The sequence below is a fragment of the Xanthomonas sp. LMG 12459 genome (assembly GCF_009192905.1).
Lineage (GTDB): Bacteria > Pseudomonadota > Gammaproteobacteria > Xanthomonadales > Xanthomonadaceae > Xanthomonas_A > Xanthomonas_A sontii.
In genome coordinates this window covers 15169-33898 of record NZ_NSGT01000032.1, presented here as the reverse complement: position 1 = coordinate 33898, position 18730 = coordinate 15169, and the positions used below count along the sequence as shown (strand labels likewise).

Below are 18730 nucleotides of genomic sequence, written 5' to 3'. Positions count from 1 at the left end.
TAGTCTGTGGTGAAGTCTCCGCCACTGCTCGCCCCCTTCCCTCCAGGAGTCCGCCATGTCGTTGCGCGATGCCCTCACCGTTCCCAGCCGCGAGATCACCGACGAGGCGGTCTACCGCGACCGGCGGCGCCTGCTGCAGGCCCTGGCGCTGACCCCGGTGGCCGGCCTGGTCGGCTGCGCCGACGCCGAGCCGCCGGCCCCGCCCAAGACCGTGGTGACGCCGGAGCAGGCGCGCAGCGGGTTCCGCACCAACGAGGAGCTGACCCGCTACGAGGACGTGACCAGCTACAACAACTTTTACGAATTCGGCACCGACAAGACCGATCCGTCGAAGGCGGCCAAGACCCTGCGCACCTCGCCGTGGTCGGTGAAGGTGTCCGGCGAATGCGAGAAGCCCGGCACGCTGTCCCTGGACGACCTGCTCAAGGGCCATACGCCCGAGGAGCGGATCTACCGGCTGCGCTGCGTGGAAGGCTGGTCGATGGTGATCCCGTGGCTGGGCGTGCCGCTGGGCGACGTGCTCAAGCGCTTCGCGCCGACCTCCAAGGCCAAGTATGTCGCCTTCACCACCCTGGCCGATCCCAAGCAGATGCCCGGCATCCGCTACAGCTCGATCGACTGGCCGTACAAGGAAGGCCTGCGCATCGACGAGGCCATGCACCCGCTGACCCTGCTCGCCACCGGCCTGTACGGCAAGCCGCTGCCGCAGCAGAACGGCGCGCCGCTGCGGCTGGTGGTGCCGTGGAAGTACGGCTTCAAGAGCATCAAGTCGATCGTGGAGATCCGCTTCGTCGAGCGCATGCCGGAAACCGCCTGGCACGAGCTGCAGCCGTCCGAGTACGGCTTCTTCTCCAACGTCAATCCGGCGGTGGACCATCCGCGCTGGAGCCAGAAGACCGAGCGCCGTATCGCCGGCAAGGCCAGCAAGCTGTTCGCCGAGCGCATTCCCACCCGCCCGTTCAACGGCTATGCCGATCAGGTGGCGTCGCTGTATGCGGGGATGGATCTGAAGAAATGGTATTGAGGAGAGGCTGGAAATGGGGAACTGGGAATCGGGAATGGGAAAAGCGCGGCGTCTGGTGGTTGCCTCGCGCGACGGCTGGAGTCGCAGTCGGCGTGCCGCGTGGCACCTGTGCCAACACGGCGCGATGACGGCGCATGGCTAAGACCTCCGCTTCGTTGATCGCCGCCAAGGCGGTGGTGCATGCGCTGGCGCTGGCGCCGATGGCGTACCTGGGCTGGCAGTTCTGGCAGGTGTGGCAGACCGGCAGCGATGCGCTCGGTGCCGATCCGGTGGCCGAGGTCGAGCACCGCACCGGGTTGTGGGCGCTGCGGCTGCTGCTGTTGACCCTGGCCATCACCCCGCTGCGGCAACTGACCGGGCAATCGGTGCTGCTGCGTTTTCGGCGCATGCTCGGACTGTACGCGTTCTTCTACGCGACCGTGCATCTGGCGGCCTATCTGGGGTTGGACCTGCGCGGCTATTGGACGCAGATCTTCGAGGAGATCGTCAAACGTCCCTACATCACCGTCGGCTTCATGGCGTGGCTGCTGCTGGTGCCGCTGGCGATCACCTCCACCCAGGGCTGGATGCGCCGGCTCAAGCGCAACTGGGGCAAGCTGCACAAGGCGATCTACGCGATCGGCGTGCTGGCCGTGCTGCACTTCTGGTGGCTGGTGAAGTCGGACATCCGCGAACCGCTGCTGTACGCGGCGATCCTGGCGGTGCTGCTGGGCTGGCGCGGCTGGCGGGCGCTCAGCGCGCGCCGAACCACAGCAGGCCGCTGAGCGCGGCGGCCAGCAACAGGGCGCTGAGCAACAGCCACGGCCAGCGCCGCGCGGTGGCCGGACGTGGCGCCACCGCCGGGGTCAGCGCGAGCGCGGCCAGGGCGGGGTCGTCGCGTAGCGGCTCGGCACCGACGACCTGCGGGACTTCCAGCACGAAGCGGTGCTGGGCATCGAACACCACCTGGTCGCCGGGCTGCAGCCAGCAGCTGCGCACGGCGACGCCATTGACCTGGGTCTGCGCCTCACCGAAGCCGCGCAGTAGCACCCGCTCGCCATGCCGTTCCAGGCGCGCGTGCTGCTCGGCGCAGGCCGGATCGTCGATGCGGATGTCGCACTCGCGCAGGCGGCCGATGCTGCGCACCCGGTCCACGGTGAAACTGCGGCCATGGTGCGGGCCGCCGACGCCGCGCAGGACCAGGCGCGGATCGTCGTGCTCGGCCTCGCTGACCTCAGGCAGGCGCTGCAGCGGCTCGCACTTGCCTTGCACCACCATCTCCACGCCGTCGGCGTAGACCGCGTCGCCGGCGCGCAGCAGGGCCATGCGCCGCACCGGGCGGCCGTTGACGTGGATACCGCGGCTGCCGTTGGCGACCTGCAGCCACAGGCCGCGCCGGTCCAGGCAGAACTGCGCCAGCAGCAACGCGCCCTGGGTGTCGTCGACCACGCTGACCTGGCCGGAGGCCAGCCGCACGATGCGATGCACGCCCGCGCGCAGGGGCCGGTCGGGATGTTGGCGGTTGCTGAAATGGACTTGCAGATCGTGCACGGCGGGCAGCCTAGCAGGTTGCCTGCGAGTGCAGAAGCGCGCGCGCTGGACAATGCACCGCGCATACGCACAATGCCTGATCGTTCACGCGGGCACCCGCCCGCACAGGAGCCAGCATGTCCAGCATCGACATCCGCCACGACCACGACAAGACCCCCGCGCAGGCGCGCAAGGCCATCGAAACCGCCGCCAAGAAACTGTCCGAGCGCTTCGACCTGGAATCGCACTGGGATGGCGATTCCCTGCTGTTCTCGCGCTCGGGCGTGGACGGACGCATCGAGCTGCTGCCCAAGCAGGTGCACGTGACTGCCGAGCTGGGCTTCCTGCTGTCGGCGATGAAGGGCACGGTGGAAAGCGAGATTCGCCGCGTGCTGGCGGAAAAGCTGGGCTGATCAGTGCATCGAGCCCCCCCCCTCCCCTCGGGAGAGGGGTTGGGGTGAGGGTGCGGTAGCAAGCGCTGACGCGATCAGTTGCACGAGGCTTCGCACGTACCCTCATCCGCCCCTTCGGGGCACCTTCCCCCGCAAAAGGGGGCCATGGTCCCGGCGGGAGAAGGGAGAAGCCAAAGCCCCTCTCCCCTCGGGAGCGGGGTTGGGGTGAGGGTGCGGCGTCAAGCGTTGACGCAATCAAGCTGCACGAGGCTTCGCACGTACCCTCATCCGCCCCTGCGGGGCACCTTCCCCCGCAAAAGGGGGCCATGGTCCCGAGGGGAGAAGGGAGAAGCCAAAGCCCCTCTCCCGCCGGGAGAGGGGTTGGGGTGAGAGTGCGGCATCAAGCGCCGACGCAATCAGTTGCACGAGGCTGCGCTCGTACCCTCATCCGCCCCTTCGGGGCACCTTCCCCCGCAAAAGGGGGCCATGGTCCCGAGGGGAGAAGGGAGAAGCCAAAGCCCCTCTCCCACCGGGAGAGGGGTTGGGGTGAGGGTCCGACCGCTGACTCACTCCAACGCAAACGGATCCGGATCGCCCGCGAACAATCGTTCCGACACGGCGCGCTCGGTGGTCTCGATATCGCCGATGAACCCCTCGGCATCGCCCAGCTTGGAGAACGCGTCGAAACCCCGCTCCAGGAATCCCTGCAGTTCCGACAACCCCGCTGCCTTGGCCGGGCCGCGGGCGAAGCGCAGCAGCATGCGCACGCCGGGTGTGTGCACCGCCTTGGCCAGGCCCAGGCCGACGCGGGCGATCAGGTCGATCTGGCGCTGGCGCAGCCGGGGTAGCCCGGTCTGCCGATAGGCTTCGGCATACAACGCTTCGTCCAGGCGCTTGCGCCGCGGCGCCAGGGCCTGCAGCGCCTCGGCCATGCGCAGGTCCAGAGCGTGGGTCAGCGCACCCAGCTCGATGCCGTCGGCGACCGTGTCCAGCAACGACGCCGGCATCAGCCGCTGCATCATCGGCAACACCTTGACGATGTCGGCGTCGCGACGGCTGAAGTCGCGGTCGCCATAGACGTCGGTCAGGAAGAACATCGCCGCCGGACGCCGCTGCGGATCCTCCAGGAAATGCTCGAAGCTGTGCTCCAGCCGCTCCGATTGCCAGCGCCGCAGTTCCTGTAGCCAGCGCAGCGCATTGCGCGGTTCGCGCACGGGGTCGTGCAGCGCCTGGTGCCACGCCAGGCGGCGGCCGAGTCGTTCCAGGACGGGAGTGCTGCGCGCCATGGGCGCCGATGATGGTCGCAGCCCGGCACGACCGCAAGCGTCACGGCGCTCGGCTACACTCGCGCCACTGCCTCCTGCGGACCGCGCATGCTTTCCCTCCACAGCGCCTCGCCCCGTCCTCATTCCAACGGCCGCATCGGCCTGGCCATCGCCGGCGGCGGGCCGATCGGCGGCATGTATGGACTCGGCGCGCTGCGCGCCCTGGACGAGGCGCTGGACGGACTGGACCTGACCCGCCTGGATTGCTACGTGGGCGTCAGCTCCGGTGCATTCCTGACCGCCGGTCTGGCCAACCGCATCAGCAGCGCCGAGATCTGCCGGATCTTCGTCACCGGCAACAGCGACGATGCGCGGTTCCGCCCGGAAGACTTCCTTCGGCCCAACGTCTACGAATACCTGCGACGCGCCGCGACCCTGCCGGGGCTGGCCTACGGCTGGTGGCACGACCTGCTCACCGAACCGCGCAAGACCCGCTGGTCGGACCTGATCACCCGCTTCGGCGGACTGGTGCCCAGCGGCCTGTTCGACAACGCCGGGGTCGAGCGTTTCCTGCAGGACGTGTTCAGCCGCCGCGGCCGCAGCAACGATTTCCGCGACCTCGACGCCAATCTGTTCGTGGTCGCGGTGGACCTGGACAGCGGTCGTGCGGTGCGCTTCGGCGAGCCGGGCATGGACCACGTGCCGATCTCGCTGGCGATCCAGGCCAGCGCGGCGCTGCCGGGGCTGTATCCGCCGGTGCAGATCGACGGCCACCATTACGTGGACGGCGCGCTGCGCCGCACCATGCATGCCTCCACCTTGCTGGAGCGCGGCATCGACCTGATGATCGGGATCAACCCGCTGGTGCCCTACGACGCCACCCACGCGCCGCGCCGCAATGGCCACATCGACCGCGCGCGGCTGCTCGCCGGCGGCCTGCCGGCGGTGCTGTCGCAGACCTTCCGCACCCTGCTGCAATCGCGCATGCAGGTGGGGCTGGAGAAGTACGCGCGGCAGTACCCGCAGGTGGATCAGTTGGTCTTCGAGCCCAACGCCGACAACGGCGAGCTGTTCTTCACCAATCTCTTCAGCTATGCCGCGCGCCACCGCGTGTGCCAGCTCGCCTACCGCAACACCCTGTCCGACCTGCGCCGCAACGCGCAGACGCTGGAGCCGCTGCTGGCCGCACACGGCATCGCGCTGCGCCACGATATCCTCAACGACCGCAAGCGCACCTTCCTCGATGGTGTGGACGTGCAGCCGCGGCGCATGACCGAGACCACCGCGCGGCTGCGGCGTGCGCTGGACGACGTCGACCAGGTCATCGCCAACCGCCGCGCCAACCGCCGCACCCGCCGTTCGCCGGAGGCGTAGCGCTGCCGCCCCGGCCGACGGCGCCATCGCACCCCGCGCACGTCCTGCGTACGCTGGTGTGATTACTCTAGTCACAGTCCCGAGTCTCGAACCCCGCCACTCACCCGCCGAAGGAACCGCACCGTCATGGCCACTCTGAAGAAGTCCGCCCGCAAGAAGCGCAGCACCGCCGCTGCCGACGACACCCTGCAGGCGCAGGCGGAGAAGCTGTCCAAGCGCCTGGGCGAATCGGCGCAGCAGGTCTGGCTGGCCGGGGTCGGCGCGTTCGGCCGTGCGCAGGCCGAGGGCGGCAAGCTGTTCGAGACCCTGGTGAAGGAAGGCCTGAGCCTGGAGCAGAGCACCCGCAAGCTGGCCGGCGGCGGGGTCGATGCGGTGCGCGATGCGGTGGAGAACCGGGTCGGCCAGGCCCGCGAGCGCGCCGCCGACACCTGGGACCGCCTGGAAAAGGTGTTCGAGGACCGCGTGCAGCGCGCGCTGCGCCGCCTGGAAGTCCCCAGCCGCGAGGACCTGGGTGCGCTGATCGAGCGCGTGGACGCGCTCAATGGCGAACTGCGGCATCTGCGCGGCGGCCGTGCCACGCAGGCGGCGGGCAAGGCGCCGACGGCGAAGAAGGCCGCCAGGAAGACCACGGCGTCGCCCGCCGGCGCCGCCAAGCGCGCGGCACCGGCGCGCCGACCTGCCGGCCCGGTGGTCGCCAAGGTCGCGCCAGCCAAGCGCGCGGCCGCGCCCAAGCGCGCTAGCCGCAAGCGCAGCGAGACGCCGACCACGGCCGAGTAACCGGATTGTTGCAAAGCAGCACGTTTTTCCAGACAATCGAAACGGACCCGCCAGTCCATCAGAAGACCGTTTGCTCCCCTCCCCTCTCGGCTTCGGACTGGCGGGTCTTTTTTGTCCGCCGTCCACCGCTGTCGCCTTGCCGGCGCCGTGACACGCTGGCGATACACTGACTTCCTTACGGCGCGTGTGCGGGTGCGAGCATGTTTTCCTGGATAGCGGCAGCGATCTTGGCAGTCGCGGCATGGCTGGCGGCCAGCCTCTACCTGTGGCTGGTACGGCGCCGCGAGAATGAGGCTAGCGCCGGACTGCATGCGCTGGCCGGCCTGCACTGGCGCGATTTCTCCTACATGGTGCGGCGCGCGATGCGCGAACAGCGCGACCTGCAGGACGCCACCGTCGACGAGCACACGAGCCAGGAACCGCAAAGCGACTTCGTGATGACCCGCGGCGAGGCGCGCTGGCTGCTGTCGTGCAAGCACGGCCGGGCCTACCGGATCGGCTCGGCCGCGGTCAACGAACTGGGCGCGGCGGCACGGCTGATGGGCGCGCAGGGCGGCATCCTGATCACCGAGGGCAAGGTGCAGCGCGACGGCATCGCCGCGGCCGAGAAGCAGGCGGTGGAAATCCTCGACGGCCCGCGCATCTGGCCGATGCTCAAGCCCTACCTGCCCAGCGAACTGGAAGACGGCGTGATCGGCGCCAGCCGCCGCCGCGCGCAGCGCCACATCGCCATCGCCGGCCTGGCCTCGCTCGCCCTGGGCGTGGTGACCGGCGTCGGTGCGCTGGCGTTGCAGCAGCCCGCAGCGCCGCCGGCAGCCGTGGCCGCAACAGCGTCATCGCCTACGCCCGCTGCCGCTGCCGCTGCCGCAGCCGCGCCTACGCCGGCCGCAACCACGCCAACGAGCACCACCGCTGCCGCGCCCCAACCGGCGCTGGACGACGCCGGCGACCTGGCCGACCCCGATCCCGCCACCGAACAGCGCAACCGCCAGGAACTCTCCAAGGCCCTGGCCGCCACCCCGGGCGTGATCCGCGGCATCTGGCAGACGCAAATGACCCTGGTGGTCGACCGCAGCGGCGACGACGCCCAGGTGTGGACGCGCATCTGCAAGGAAGTGGAGCGCTACCCATCCCTGCGCACCGTCCGCATCCAGCTCAACCCGCGCCCGGGCCACGAGGAACCGGTGCGGTGGCGGCAATGTAGGACGTTCTGAGCGGGGATTGGAGAATCGGGAATGGGGAATCGGTAGAGCGGGCTATCGGCATTCGACTAGCATGCACCCGTGACGTTCCTGCCTGACAGGACAGAACCCGCACCGCGTGCAGCCAGCGCTGTTCCGATTCCCTACTCCCCATTCCCGATTCCCGGCTCTTACCAATGCACCCCCCGCATCAACGCAGCAAACGCGATCTGCTCCTGGCTCGGCTTGGTCTCGCGTAGCGCCTTGCGGTCGCCCTTGGCCGCGGCCGAATCGGGGAACAGTTCGAAGGCGGTGTTCATCACCACCTCGTAGGCCTTCGGCGCCACGGCGTTGACCAGGGCGGCGAAGATGCCCAAGCGGGTGGCCACGCGGCTGGGGCGTTCGATGATCGCCTTGACCATCAGGTCGGCGGCCTCGTCCACGCTCAGCGTCGGCACGCTGTCGTACATCTTGGTGGGCGCGATCATCGGCGTCTTCACCAGCGGCATGTTGACCGTGGTGAAGCTGATGCCCTTGCCCGACAACTCGCCCTGCGCGCAGCGGCTCCAGGCGTCCAGCGCCGCCTTGGAGGCGACGTAGGCGGAGAAGCGCGGCGAGTTGGCCAGCACGCCGATCGAGCTGACGTTGATGATGTGGCCCTTGCGCCGCGCGGTCATGCCCGGCAGCACGCCCATGATCAGGCGCAGGCTGCCGAAATAGTTCAGCTGCATGGTCCGCTCGAAATCGTGGAAGCGGTCGTAGCTGAGTTCGATCGAGCGGCGGATCGAGCGGCCGGCATTGTTGATCAGCACGTCGACATGGCCATGCGCGTCCAGCACGGTCTTGAGCAGGCGGTCGCAGTCGGCCAGATCCGACAGGTCGGCGGTATAGGCGAAGACCTTGCCGCCCTTGGCGTTCATCGCATCGCGTGCGGCATGCAATTCCTGCTCGCCGCGGGCCACGATGACGGTGATGGCGCCGGCCTCGGCAACGCGCTGCGCGGTGGCCAGGCCGATGCCCGAGGAGCCGCCGGTGATCAACACCACCTTGCCGCGCACCTTGCCCTTGAGCGAACGGTCGACGAACAGGTCCGGGTCCAGGTGCCGTTCCCAGTGGTCCCACAGGCGCCAGGCGTAGTCTTCCAGCCGCGGCACGGCGATGCCGCTGCCCTTGAGCGCGCGCTCGGTCTCGCGGCTGTCGAAGCGCGTGGGATAGGTGATGAACTTCAGCACCTCGCGCGGGATGCGGAAGTCGCGCAGCAGCATGCCGGTGAAGCGGCGGATCGGCGGCAGGCTGCCGACCGCGGCACGGATGCTCGAGGGCACGAACGCGAACATGCGCGCGTCCACCCGCAAGGTCATCTCCGGGGCATGGCCGGCGCGACAGAACACGTTGAGCACCTCGCCCACGCGCAGCGGCTCGGGGTCGGTGAGGTGGAAAGTGTGGCCGTCGAGCTTGGGCTTGTGCGCGATGTGGTCCATCGCGTCGGCGACGAAGTCCACCGGCACCAGGTTGATCCGCCCGCCCTCGATGCCCAGCATCGGCGCCCACGGCGGCAGCAACTGGCGCAGCTTCTTGATCAGCGGGAAGAAGTAGTACGGGCCGTCGATCTTGTCGATGGCGCCGGTGCGCGAATCGCCGACCACCATCGCCGGACGGTAGATGCGCCACTTGATCCGGGTCTCGGCGCGCACCAGCGCCTCGGCGTCGTGCTTGGTGCGCAGGTAGGGATCGTCCAGGCCCTCGGCTTCCTCGAACATGTCCTCGCGGAAGATGCCCGGGTACAGCCCGGCCACCGCGATCGAACTGGTGTGGTGGAAGATGCCGGCGCCGAGCTGCGCGGCCAGTTCCAGCGCATTGCGGGTGCCGTCGAGGTTGGCGATGCGCTGGTCCTCGGCCTTGGCGGTGAGGTCGTACAGCGCGGCCAGGTGGAAGAAATGCTTGACCTTGCCGTGCAGCGTCTTGCGCTGCGCCGTGGTCAACCCGCAATACGCCGCGCCGACGTCGCCGTGCAGCACCACCAGGCGCTTGGGATCCCAGCCCTGCTCGCGCACCAGCGCATCGAACTTGCGCTGCGACTCCTTGCGCAGCAGGACATGCACGACGCCCTTGCGCCGCATCAGCTTGGCAATCAGGTAGCGGCCGATGAAACCGGTGGCGCCTGTCACGAAATACGTCATGCCGAACCATCCCTCGTTCCGCGGCCACGGCCCCTCGCCCGGCCCCGGCGCTAACTTGCCAGAGTGCGGCGGGCAGGACAAACGCACGCCGGCGTATGGCGAACGTGCGGCATCGCAGCATCGCAGCATCGCGCACCGGCGAGGCGACTGCGCGTGCCTCATCATCCGTGCTCGTCGCGCGTCGTGTCGCGTTCTGGAAGAACGGCGTCAACCGCGACGGCCTTCCACGGACACCTTCGTCGCGCCGGCGTACGTGAGTTGCCTGCAGTCGCCGCGCGCCGGGCTCAGCGCGCGCCGGGCGAGAACCGCGCGACCAGATCGTAGGTGTCGCCGAGGAACACCTGGCGCACGAAGGTCACCGCCTGCTCGCCGCGCCAGGTGCGGCGGTCGATCAGTAGACACGCGGTGCCGGCCGGCACCTGCAGGCGCGCCGCCTGCGCGGCGCTGGCGCCGACCGCGCTGATGCGGTGTTCGGCGCGGGTCCACGGCACGTGCTGCAGCAGCCAGCTGCCGGGCACGGTCACCGCGAAGTCCATCTGCAAGGCCTCCGGCACCGCCACCGGATTGATCACCCGCTCTTCCAGCGCGAACGGACGGCCGTCGGCGTAGTGCAGGCATTGCAACGCCAGCAGGCTGCCGCCCGCGGCGACCTCGGCCTCCTGCGGCAACGCCGCGCGCGGCGCGCGCTGCTGCCGCTCCAGCAGTTCGAAACGGTAGGCATGGCCGCGCGCGGCGACCTCGACCGGGATATCCGGGATCTCCAGCGCGACCTGCTCCATGTGCGGATGCGGCCGCGCCACGAACGAACCGGCGCGGCGTCGGCGCTCGATCATGCCGGCGTCGGCGAGCAGCGCCAGCACCTTGTTGACGGTCATCCGCGAGCAGCCGTACTGCGCCATCAGTTCGTGCTCGAACGGAATGCGATGGCCGGGCGGCCACGCGCCGCTGCGGATGTGCGCCTCGATGTCGCGGCGGATGCGCTGGCTGAGCGGCAGCGTCGGCGCGGCCGGCGTCATCGGCAGTTCGTGGCGCGGCAGGCAGCGCACAGCGCGCGCGGGTCGCGGCTCATGCGTCCAGCAACCGGGTCAGCGCACGCGCGTAGCGGGCGGCGACGCCCTCGCGCTGCAGGTGGCGGCCCTCGCGGACCAGCGCACGCCCGTGGCGCCAGACCGAACGCACCGCACCGCCGCGCGCGGCGAACAGCCAACTGTCGAGCCAGGCGTCGCCGTCGCGCGCCTGCAAGGCCGGATGCGTGGCGTCCAGTTCGACCAGATCGGCCGGGGCGCCCACGCACAGGCCCTGGGCGACGCCGAGCGCCTGCGCCGCGCCCTGTGCGGCGGACTGAAACAGCAGGCGGCCGCTGGACAGCGCGGTGTCGCCGGTGAGCACGTTGCGCCCACGCAGGCTCAGGCGCTGGCCGTACTCGAGCAGGCGCAGTTCCTCGGCCGCATCGATCAGCACATTGGAGTCGGAGCCCACGCCGAAGCGGCCGCCAGCGCGCAGGAAGTCCTGCATCGGGAACAGGCCGTCGCCGAGGTTGGCCTCGGTGATCGGGCACAGCCCGACCACCGCGCCGCTGGCGGCGATGCCCTGCACTTCCGCGGCGTCGACATGGGTGGCGTGCACCAGGCACCAGCGCGCATCCACCGGCGCGTGCGCCAGCAGCCACTGCACCGGGCGCAGCCCGCTCCAGGCCAGGCAGGCGTCGACCTCGCGGGTCTGCTCGGCGATATGGATGTGCACCGGGCCGTCGCACAACGGCAGCAGCGCCGCCAGTTCGTCCGGGGTGACCGCGCGCAGGCTGTGCGGGGCCAGGCCCAGCACCGCGTCGTCCAGCCCCTGCAGGGCGCGGCGGCTGCCGTCCAGCAGTGCGGCGAACCCGTCGACGTCGTGCAGCAGACGCTGCTGCGCCGGGTTCGGCGCGGCGCCGCCGAAGTCGGCATGCGCGTAGAACACCGGCAGCAGGGTCATGCCGATACCGCTGGTCTGTGCCGCGGCAGCCAGGCGCTGCGCCATCTCGGCGCGGTCGGCGTAGGGCCGGCCGTCGGCGGCGTGATGCACGTAATGGAACTCGCCGACCCGGGTGAAGCCGGCCTCGAGCATTTCCACGTAGGCCTGCTCGGCGATGGCCTGCAGATCGTCGGGGCTCAGCCGCTGCAGGAAGCGGTACATCAGCTCGCGCCAGCTCCAGAAGCTGTCGCCGCTGCGCCCGCCGATCTCGGTGAGCCCGGCCATGCCGCGCTGGAAGGCGTGGCTGTGCAGATTGCCCAGCCCGGGCACCACGATGTCCAGGCGCTGATCGCCAAGGGCTGCGGCCACGTCGCGCTCCACCGTGGCGATGCGGCCGCCGCGCACGCCGATGCGCACGTCGCGCGCCCAGCCCTGCGGCAGCAGCGCGTGCGCGCCCCAGAATTCGCCCGATCCCGCGTTGCCGTCAGCCTGCTGCTGCGCCTGGGTCTGCACTGGACACCCTCCATCGACCACAATATTGTATATACAAAATAACCGACGAGCCTGCCCGTGACCATGCCCTGCGACACGCTCTGGCACAACGCGCACCTGATGACGCTGGACGCCGAGGACGGCGGATTGGGCCTGGTCCACGACGGCGTGGTGGCCTGCCGCGACGGCCGCATCGTCTACGCCGGCGCCGCCGCGCAGTTGCCCGGCCCGCTGTCGGCGCAACGCGGCATCGACTGCGGCGGGCGCTGGATCGGCCCCGGCCTGATCGATTGCCACACCCACCTGGTCTATGCCGGTAACCGCGCCGGCGAGTTCGAGCAGCGCCTGCTCGGCGCCAGCTACGCCGACATCGCCCGCGCCGGCGGCGGCATCGTCTCCACGGTGCGCGCCACCCGCGCCGCCGACGAGGACGCCCTGCTCGCCGCCAGCCTGCCGCGGCTGGACGCGCTGCTGGCCGAGGGCGTGACCACGGTGGAGATCAAGTCCGGCTACGGCCTGACCCTGAACGACGAACTGCGCCTGCTGCGCGTGGCGCGGCGCCTGGGCGAGCTGCGCCCGGTGGCGGTGTCGCCGACCTTCCTCGGCGCGCACGCGGTGCCGCCCGGCGGCGAGGCCCAGGCCTATATCGACGAGGTCTGCGAGCGCATGATCCCGGCGGTCGCCGCGCAGGGCCTGGCCGAGGCGGTGGACGTGTTCTGCGAGCACCTCGCGTTCACCCCGGCGCAGACCGAGCAGGTGTTCCAGGCCGCGCAACGCCATGGCCTGGCGCTGAAGATCCACGCCGAGCAACTATCCAACCAGGGCGGCGCGGCGCTGGCCGCGCGGTACGGCGCGCGCTCGGCCGACCATGTCGAATACCTGGACGACGCCGGCGTCGCCGCCATGGCCGCGGCCGGCACCGTCGCGGTGCTGCTGCCGGGCGCGTTCTATTTCACCCGCGACACCCAGCTGCCGCCGATCGCCGCACTGCGCGCCGCCGGCGTGCCGCGTGCGCTGGCCACCGACTGCAACCCCGGCACTTCGCCGCTGACCAGCCCGCTGCTGGCGATGAACCTGGCGGCGACGCTGTTCCGGCTGACCGTGGCCGAATGCATCGCCGGCTTCACCCGCGAGGCGGCGCGCGCGCTCGGGCGCCAGGACCGGGTCGGCCGGCTGCGCGCCGGGCTGGCCTGCGACCTGGCGATCTGGGACATCGCCGAACCGGCCGAATTGGTCTATCGCATGGGCTTCAACCCGCTGCATGCGCGTATCTGGAGAGGACAATGAGCGACGACGAGATCCTGCTGCGCCCCGGCGCGGTCAGCCTGGCGCAGTGGCGCGCCGTGTACCGCGGCGCCAGCGTGCGCCTGGACCCGGCCTGCGCCGACGCGGTGCTGCGCAGCGCGCGCACCGTGGAGGCGATCGTCGCCACCGGCGCGCCGGTGTACGGCATCAACACCGGCTTCGGCAAGCTGGCCAGCGTGCGCATCGAGCGCGAGGACCTGGAGGCTCTGCAGCGCAACATCGTGCTGTCGCACGCGGCCGGGGTCGGCGCGCCGATGCCGGTGCCGGTGGTGCGGCTGATGATGGCACTGAAGCTGGCCAGCCTGGCCCAGGGCGCCTCCGGCGTGCAGCCGCAGACGCTGGCGCTGCTGGAAGCGCTGCTGCGCCACGAGGTGATCCCGGTGGTGCCGTGCCAGGGCTCGGTCGGTGCCTCCGGCGATCTGGCACCGCTGGCGCACCTGGCCACGGTGATGCTCGGGGTCGGCGAGGCCTTCGTCGGCGACGCACGCCTGCCGGCGGCGCAGGCGCTGGCCCAGGCCGGGCTGCAGCCGCTGACGCTGGGCGCCAAGGAGGGCCTGGCCCTGCTCAACGGCACCCAGTTCTCCACCGCCTACGCGCTGGCCGGGCTGTTCGAGATCGAGCGCGTGTTCCATGCCGCGCTGGTCGCCGGCGCGCTGTCCACCGAGGCCGCGAAAGGCTCGGACACCCCGTTCGATCCGCGCATCCACGCGCTGCGCGGCCAGCCCGGGCAGATCGACACCGCCGCGGCGCTGCGCGATTTGATGCACGCCTCGGCGATCCGCGATTCGCACCGCGACAACGACGTGCGCGTGCAGGATCCGTACTGCCTGCGCTGCCAGCCGCAGGTGATGGGCGCGGCGCTGGACGTGATGCGCCAGGCCGCCACCACCCTGGCCACCGAAGCCAACGGCGTGTCGGACAACCCGCTGGTGTTCAGCGACACCGGCGAAGCGCTGTCCGGCGGCAACTTCCACGCCGAGCCGGTGGCCTTCGCCGCCGACATGCTGGCGCTGGCGGTGTGCGAGATCGGCTCCATCAGCGAACGCCGCGTCGCCATGCTGGTGGATCCGGCGCTGTCCGGATTGCCGGCGTTCCTGACCCCCAAGCCCGGCCTCAACTCCGGCTTCATGATCCCGCAGGTCACCGCCGCGGCGCTGGTGTCGGAGAACAAACAGCGCGCCTACCCGGCCAGCGTCGATTCGATCCCGACCTCGGCCAACCAGGAAGACCACGTGTCGATGGCCGCGCACGGCGCGCGCCGCCTGCTGGCGATGGCCGAGAACGCGGCCAACGTGGTCGGCATCGAACTACTGGCGGCCGCGCAGGGCTGCGACTTCCACGCGCCGCTGCGCTCCAGCGCCGCCCTGGAAGCCGCGCGCGCGCTGCTGCGCGTCCGCGTCCCGGCGCTGCAGGACGATCGCTATTTCCATCCGGACATGCTGGCCGCCACCGCGCTGGTGCGCGACGGCGCGCTGGCCGCGGCGGTGGGGATGCGGCTGCCCGAGGTTAGCGTCTGATCTGAAGACCCCGTCGCAGGAGCAGCCCTGCCCCTTTTTGGGATCAGCCGCGACCGGGCTTTACCAGGTAATGCCCCGTTCGCGGCTGAAGCCGCTTCCACAGAACAGCACAACGCGAGGCCGTATGACATCCCTGCCCGACTGGCTCACTGTGCACCGCGGCGATGCGCCGCTGATCCTCAGCTTCCCGCACACCGGCACCGACCTGCCGGAAGCGCTGGCCGACCGTTTCGTCTCGCCATGGCTGGCGCAGCGCGATGCCGACTGGTGGGTGCACCTGCTGTACGACGTCGCCAACGCGCTGGGCGCGACGACCGTGCGCACCGCGATCTCGCGCTCGGTGATCGACGTCAACCGCGACCCGGCCGGGGTGTCGCTGTATCCCGGGCAGAACACCACCGGGCTGTGCCCACTGACCACATTCGACGCGCAGCCGCTGTACCGACCCGGGGCCGAGCCGGATGCGGCCGAGATCGACGCGCGCCGCGCGCAGTGGTTCGCGCCCTACCACGCCGCGCTGGACGCGGAGATCGCGCGCCTGCGCGCCCTGCACCCGGCCATCGTGGTGTACGACGCGCATTCGATCCGCTCACGCATTCCGCACCTGTTCGACGGCGAGTTGCCGCAGTTCAACATCGGCAGCGCCGGTGCCTCCGGCGCGGTGGACAGCAGTTGCGCGGCAGCGCTGACCGATGCGGTGGAGCGCGTCTGCGCCGGCAGCGGCTTCAGCCACGTCCGCAACGGCCGCTTCAAGGGCGGCTGGAGCACCCGCCACCACGGTGCGCCGGCCGACGGCGTGCACGCGATCCAGATGGAACTGGCTTGCCGCGGCTACATGCACGAGCCCGACACGGTCGACCCCGGCAACTGGCCCTCGCCGTGGCAACCCGAATACGCCGCGCCGCTGCGCGCGGTGCTGCAGCAGGTGCTGCAGGCCTGCCTCGACTTCGTCCGCAGCCCCGCCGCATCCGCCCGCACCACCGCCTGACGCGCGCGCAGCGCGTTCCGCCTTCCGCGCATCCACCTGAGGATTCCCGCATGACCCGCCTCGACGCCACCCGCATCATCCAAGCGCCCACCGGCAGCGCCCTCACCGCCAAGAGCTGGCTGACCGAAGCGCCGCTGCGCATGCTGATGAACAACCTGCACCCGGACGTGGCCGAGCGCCCGCAGGAGCTGGTGGTGTACGGCGGCATCGGCCGCGCCGCGCGCGACTGGGAGAGCTTCGACGCCATCGTCGAGACGCTCAAGCGCCTGGACGACGACCAGACCCTGCTGGTGCAGTCCGGCAAGCCGGTCGGCGTGTTCCGCACCCATGCCGACGCGCCGCGGGTGCTGATCGCCAATTCCAACCTGGTGCCGCGCTGGGCCAACTGGGACCACTTCAACGAACTCGATAAGAAGGGCCTGGCCATGTACGGCCAGATGACCGCCGGCAGCTGGATCTACATCGGCGCGCAGGGCATCGTGCAGGGCACCTACGAGACCTTCGTCGAAATGGGCCGGCAGCACTACGGCGGCGACCTGTCCGGCAAGTGGCTGTTCACCGGCGGCCTCGGCGGTATGGGCGGCGCGCAGCCGCTGGCCGCGGTGATGGCCGGCGCCTCGTGCCTGGCGGTGGAGTGCCGCAAGAGCAGCATCGACATGCGCCTGCGCACCGGCTACCTGGATACCTGGACCGACTCGCTGGACGAGGCGCTGCGCCTGATCGCCGAGGCCTGCGCGGCGAAGACGCCGCGCTCGGTCGGCCTGCTCGGCAACGTCGCCGACGTGCTCGCCGAACTGCTGGCGCGCGGGATCAGGCCGGACCTGCTGACCGACCAGACCTCCGCGCACGACCCGGTCAACGGCTACCTGCCGCAGGGCTGGACGGTCGAGCAGTGGGACGCCAAGCGCGTCTCCGCGCCGAAGGAGGTGGAACAGGCCGCGCGCGCCTCGATGGCCAACCACATCCGAGCCATGCTCGGTTTCCACGCCCTGGGCGTGCCGACCGTGGACTACGGCAACAACCTGCGGCAGATGGCGCTGGAGGAAGGCGTGGCCAATGCCTTCGACTTCCCGGGCTTCGTCCCCGCCTACATCCGCCCGCTGTTCTGCCGCGGCGTCGGCCCGTTCCGCTGGGCCGCGCTGAGCGGCGACCCGGAGGACATCGCCAGGACCGACGCCAAGGTCAAGGAACTGATTCCGGACGATGCCCACCTGCACCGCTGGCTGGACATGGCCGCCGAGAAGATCCAGTTCCAGGGCCTGCCGGCGCGCATCTGCTGGGTCGGCCTGGGCGACCGCGACCGCCTGGGGCTGGCGTTCAACGAGATGGTCGCCAAGGGCGAACTGAAGGCGCCGGTGGTGATCGGCCGCGACCACCTGGACAGCGGCAGCGTCGCCTCGCCGAACCGCGAGACCGAGGCCATGGCCGACGGCTCCGACGCCGTCTCCGACTGGCCGCTGCTCAACGCCCTGCTCAACACTGCCAGCGGCGCCACCTGGGTCTCGCTGCATCACGGCGGCGGCGTCGGCATGGGTTTCTCGCAACACGCCGGCATGGTCATCGTCTGCGACGGCACCGAGGCGGCGGCCAAGCGCATCGCCCGGGTGCTGTGGAACGACCCCGCGACCGGCGTCATGCGTCATGCCGATGCGGGGTATGCCATCGCCCTCGACTGCGCCCGCGACAAGCACCTGGACCTGCCCGGCATCCTGCGCTGAGGCCGGCGCCCGTCCGCCGCCTGCGCGCGGCGGGCGGGCGCACGACGCGGCAAAGCGGAACTGCGTCACCCCTCGCACGATACAGCCTCAAGTTCGGCCGAGCTGCGCCGACAAGGGATGCATCGTTTCAAGGAGCCTGCATGGGCATCCTGATCTACCTCACTCCTGCCGTGGCGCTGTGGGCTGCCGTTGCCACAGCGTTCGCGCATGGCTTGTTCCAGCGTCTGGGGCATGCCTATCGGCGCGACGCGACTGCGAAGGAGACGATCGCGCGGTATCAGGCGGCGCTGAGCCAGCTGAAGGCGCAGGCCGCCGCCAGCGCGCAGGAACTGGAAACGCTGCGCCAGGACCACGAGCGCCTGCGCGCGACCTACGAATACGAGGCAGCGCCCGCAGCGGCGGCGTCCGCCGATGCCGCACCGGCCGCGGCGCCTTCGCCCGTTCCCCCGAAGCCGGGGCCGGCACCGGCGGCGCCTCCGGCCGCGCCGCCATCGACCATCGCCCTGGCGCAGATCGACATCGCCGACGAAGTCGGCACCCTGCTCGCCCACGTCGCCCGCGTGGCGCGCAGCATCCGCCGCTACAGCGCCTACAGCCGCGGCCACAACGGCCCGGAGCCGGCCAGCGCGCGCTACGACCTGCACTGGCTCTCCGACTGCCTGCACAACCTGGACCAGGTCGGCCATGCGCTGGCGCGCAACAACATGGAAACCCTCACCGCCGCCTGCACCGAACTGCTGACCATGTACGAGCAGTACCTGCGCGACGGTTCCGGCTACAACAGCCGCGACACCTTCCAGCGGCTCAGCACGCAGGTGCCGCTGGCCGAAGTCACCGATGCGATCCGTTCCATCGCGGCCAAGGCCTCGCTGGCGCGACAGGCGCAGGCCGCCCACGAAGAGGCCGCGCATGCGCACGAACGCGTCGCCGACAGCCGCCAGGCCGACGCACTGTCGATGCTGTAACCGCGGCGTCCGCGCCGGCCACCGGCCGCGGCCCGCGTTGACCCGGCCTCCCGCCCGTGCTGTGATGCCTGCCGGTCAGGGCGGAGCGGGATC

Annotated in this window: 16 protein-coding genes; 11 read left to right on the top strand and 5 right to left on the bottom strand. The window is 70.6% G+C overall.

Annotation, left to right across the window (positions count from 1 at the left end; genetic code table 11):
* Positions 1 to 55 precede the first annotated feature (55 nt).
* Entirely contained in the window at positions 56 to 1024 is a 969-nt protein-coding gene (msrP, locus tag CEK65_RS08195) for a protein-methionine-sulfoxide reductase catalytic subunit MsrP (protein WP_152181387.1), read from the top strand.
* Positions 1025 to 1158: 134 nt separating this feature from the next.
* Complete coding sequence (gene msrQ / locus CEK65_RS08190) at positions 1159 to 1788, top strand: protein-methionine-sulfoxide reductase heme-binding subunit MsrQ (protein WP_152181386.1); 630 nt, start codon at positions 1159 to 1161, stop codon at positions 1786 to 1788.
* Here msrQ and CEK65_RS08185 read toward each other — a convergent pair.
* Entirely contained in the window at positions 1757 to 2554 is a 798-nt protein-coding gene (locus CEK65_RS08185) for an FHA domain-containing protein (protein ID WP_017916065.1), read from the bottom strand. The genes msrQ and CEK65_RS08185 overlap by 32 nt on opposite strands.
* 116 nt (positions 2555 to 2670) lie before the next feature.
* On the opposite strand from CEK65_RS08185, the gene CEK65_RS08180 reads away from it, so the two are divergent.
* Positions 2671 to 2946, top strand: coding sequence for a polyhydroxyalkanoic acid system family protein (locus CEK65_RS08180; protein ID WP_017907797.1), 276 nt, complete (start codon positions 2671 to 2673; stop codon positions 2944 to 2946).
* A gap of 545 nt (positions 2947 to 3491) precedes the next feature.
* On the opposite strand, the gene CEK65_RS08175 is transcribed toward CEK65_RS08180, so the two are convergent.
* Positions 3492 to 4211, bottom strand: a complete 720-nt coding sequence (locus CEK65_RS08175) for a hypothetical protein (protein WP_017916053.1) — start codon at positions 4209 to 4211, stop codon at positions 3492 to 3494.
* A gap of 87 nt (positions 4212 to 4298) precedes the next feature.
* On the opposite strand from CEK65_RS08175, the gene CEK65_RS08170 reads away from it, so the two are divergent.
* The 3 genes from CEK65_RS08170 to CEK65_RS08160 all read left to right on the top strand — a co-directional run bounded on the left by CEK65_RS08170 (position 4299) and on the right by CEK65_RS08160 (position 7555).
* Positions 4299 to 5564 carry a patatin-like phospholipase family protein gene (locus tag CEK65_RS08170; RefSeq protein WP_152181385.1) on the top strand — a complete coding sequence of 422 codons (1266 nt, stop codon included), beginning with the start codon at positions 4299 to 4301 and terminating at the stop codon, positions 5562 to 5564.
* Between the two features lie 126 nt (positions 5565 to 5690).
* Positions 5691 to 6341 carry a phasin family protein gene (locus tag CEK65_RS08165; protein WP_152181384.1) on the top strand — a complete coding sequence of 217 codons (651 nt, stop codon included), beginning with the start codon at positions 5691 to 5693 and terminating at the stop codon, positions 6339 to 6341.
* A 200-nt stretch (positions 6342 to 6541) separates the two neighbouring features.
* Entirely contained in the window at positions 6542 to 7555 is a 1014-nt protein-coding gene (locus tag CEK65_RS08160; protein WP_193314730.1) for a restriction endonuclease, read from the top strand.
* Between the two features lie 158 nt (positions 7556 to 7713).
* Here the strand turns inward: CEK65_RS08160 and CEK65_RS08155 are convergent, their stop codons facing one another.
* The 3 genes from CEK65_RS08155 to CEK65_RS08145 all read right to left on the bottom strand — a co-directional run bounded on the left by CEK65_RS08155 (position 7714) and on the right by CEK65_RS08145 (position 12165).
* On the bottom strand, positions 7714 to 9702 hold the full coding sequence (locus CEK65_RS08155) for an SDR family oxidoreductase (RefSeq protein WP_152181382.1): 1989 nt from the start codon (positions 9700 to 9702) through the stop codon (positions 7714 to 7716).
* A 284-nt stretch (positions 9703 to 9986) separates the two neighbouring features.
* A complete protein-coding gene (hutC, locus tag CEK65_RS08150) occupies positions 9987 to 10718 on the bottom strand; it encodes a histidine utilization repressor (RefSeq protein ID WP_026144128.1) in 732 nt (243 codons plus the stop codon).
* 49 nt (positions 10719 to 10767) lie between these two features.
* Positions 10768 to 12165, bottom strand: a complete 1398-nt coding sequence (locus tag CEK65_RS08145) for a formimidoylglutamate deiminase (protein WP_152181381.1) — start codon at positions 12163 to 12165, stop codon at positions 10768 to 10770.
* A gap of 63 nt (positions 12166 to 12228) precedes the next feature.
* Here CEK65_RS08145 and hutI point away from each other — a divergent pair, with 63 nt between their 5' ends.
* The 5 genes from hutI to CEK65_RS08120 all read left to right on the top strand — a co-directional run bounded on the left by hutI (position 12229) and on the right by CEK65_RS08120 (position 18637).
* Positions 12229 to 13431, top strand: coding sequence for an imidazolonepropionase (gene hutI / locus CEK65_RS08140; protein WP_152181420.1), 1203 nt, complete (start codon positions 12229 to 12231; stop codon positions 13429 to 13431).
* Positions 13428 to 14966, top strand: coding sequence for a histidine ammonia-lyase (hutH, locus tag CEK65_RS08135; protein ID WP_152181380.1), 1539 nt, complete (start codon positions 13428 to 13430; stop codon positions 14964 to 14966). Before hutI ends, hutH begins: the two co-directional genes overlap by 4 nt.
* A 124-nt stretch (positions 14967 to 15090) precedes the next feature.
* Positions 15091 to 15954, top strand: coding sequence for an N-formylglutamate deformylase (gene hutG, locus CEK65_RS08130; protein ID WP_152181379.1), 864 nt, complete (start codon positions 15091 to 15093; stop codon positions 15952 to 15954).
* A gap of 50 nt (positions 15955 to 16004) precedes the next feature.
* Positions 16005 to 17672 carry a urocanate hydratase gene (gene hutU, locus CEK65_RS08125; protein ID WP_152181378.1) on the top strand — a complete coding sequence of 556 codons (1668 nt, stop codon included), beginning with the start codon at positions 16005 to 16007 and terminating at the stop codon, positions 17670 to 17672.
* 140 nt (positions 17673 to 17812) lie between these two features.
* Positions 17813 to 18637 (top strand): hypothetical protein, encoded by an 825-nt coding sequence (locus CEK65_RS08120; RefSeq protein WP_148828295.1) that lies wholly within the window; start codon positions 17813 to 17815, stop codon positions 18635 to 18637.
* Positions 18638 to 18730 lie beyond the last annotated feature (93 nt).

Excerpts from the sequence above, each read along its gene's own strand:
- CEK65_RS08160 (WP_193314730.1), top strand. The coding sequence starts at position 6,542 with ATGTTTTCCTGGATAGCGGCAGCGATCTTGGCAGTCGCGGCATGGCTG.
- CEK65_RS08180 (WP_017907797.1), top strand. The coding sequence starts at position 2,671 with ATGTCCAGCATCGACATCCGCCACGACCACGACAAGACCCCCGCGCAG.
- CEK65_RS08170 (WP_152181385.1), top strand. The coding sequence starts at position 4,299 with ATGCTTTCCCTCCACAGCGCCTCGCCCCGTCCTCATTCCAACGGCCGC.
- CEK65_RS08155 (WP_152181382.1), bottom strand. The coding sequence starts at position 9,702 with ATGACGTATTTCGTGACAGGCGCCACCGGTTTCATCGGCCGCTACCTG.
- hutH (WP_152181380.1), top strand. The coding sequence starts at position 13,428 with ATGAGCGACGACGAGATCCTGCTGCGCCCCGGCGCGGTCAGCCTGGCG.
- CEK65_RS08165 (WP_152181384.1), top strand. The coding sequence starts at position 5,691 with ATGGCCACTCTGAAGAAGTCCGCCCGCAAGAAGCGCAGCACCGCCGCT.
- hutI (WP_152181420.1), top strand. The coding sequence starts at position 12,229 with ATGCCCTGCGACACGCTCTGGCACAACGCGCACCTGATGACGCTGGAC.
- CEK65_RS08120 (WP_148828295.1), top strand. The coding sequence starts at position 17,813 with ATGGGCATCCTGATCTACCTCACTCCTGCCGTGGCGCTGTGGGCTGCC.
- hutC (WP_026144128.1), bottom strand. The coding sequence starts at position 10,718 with ATGACGCCGGCCGCGCCGACGCTGCCGCTCAGCCAGCGCATCCGCCGC.
- hutU (WP_152181378.1), top strand. The coding sequence starts at position 16,005 with ATGACCCGCCTCGACGCCACCCGCATCATCCAAGCGCCCACCGGCAGC.
- CEK65_RS08175 (WP_017916053.1), bottom strand. The coding sequence starts at position 4,211 with ATGGCGCGCAGCACTCCCGTCCTGGAACGACTCGGCCGCCGCCTGGCG.
- hutG (WP_152181379.1), top strand. The coding sequence starts at position 15,091 with ATGACATCCCTGCCCGACTGGCTCACTGTGCACCGCGGCGATGCGCCG.
- msrP (WP_152181387.1), top strand. The coding sequence starts at position 56 with ATGTCGTTGCGCGATGCCCTCACCGTTCCCAGCCGCGAGATCACCGAC.
- msrQ (WP_152181386.1), top strand. The coding sequence starts at position 1,159 with ATGGCTAAGACCTCCGCTTCGTTGATCGCCGCCAAGGCGGTGGTGCAT.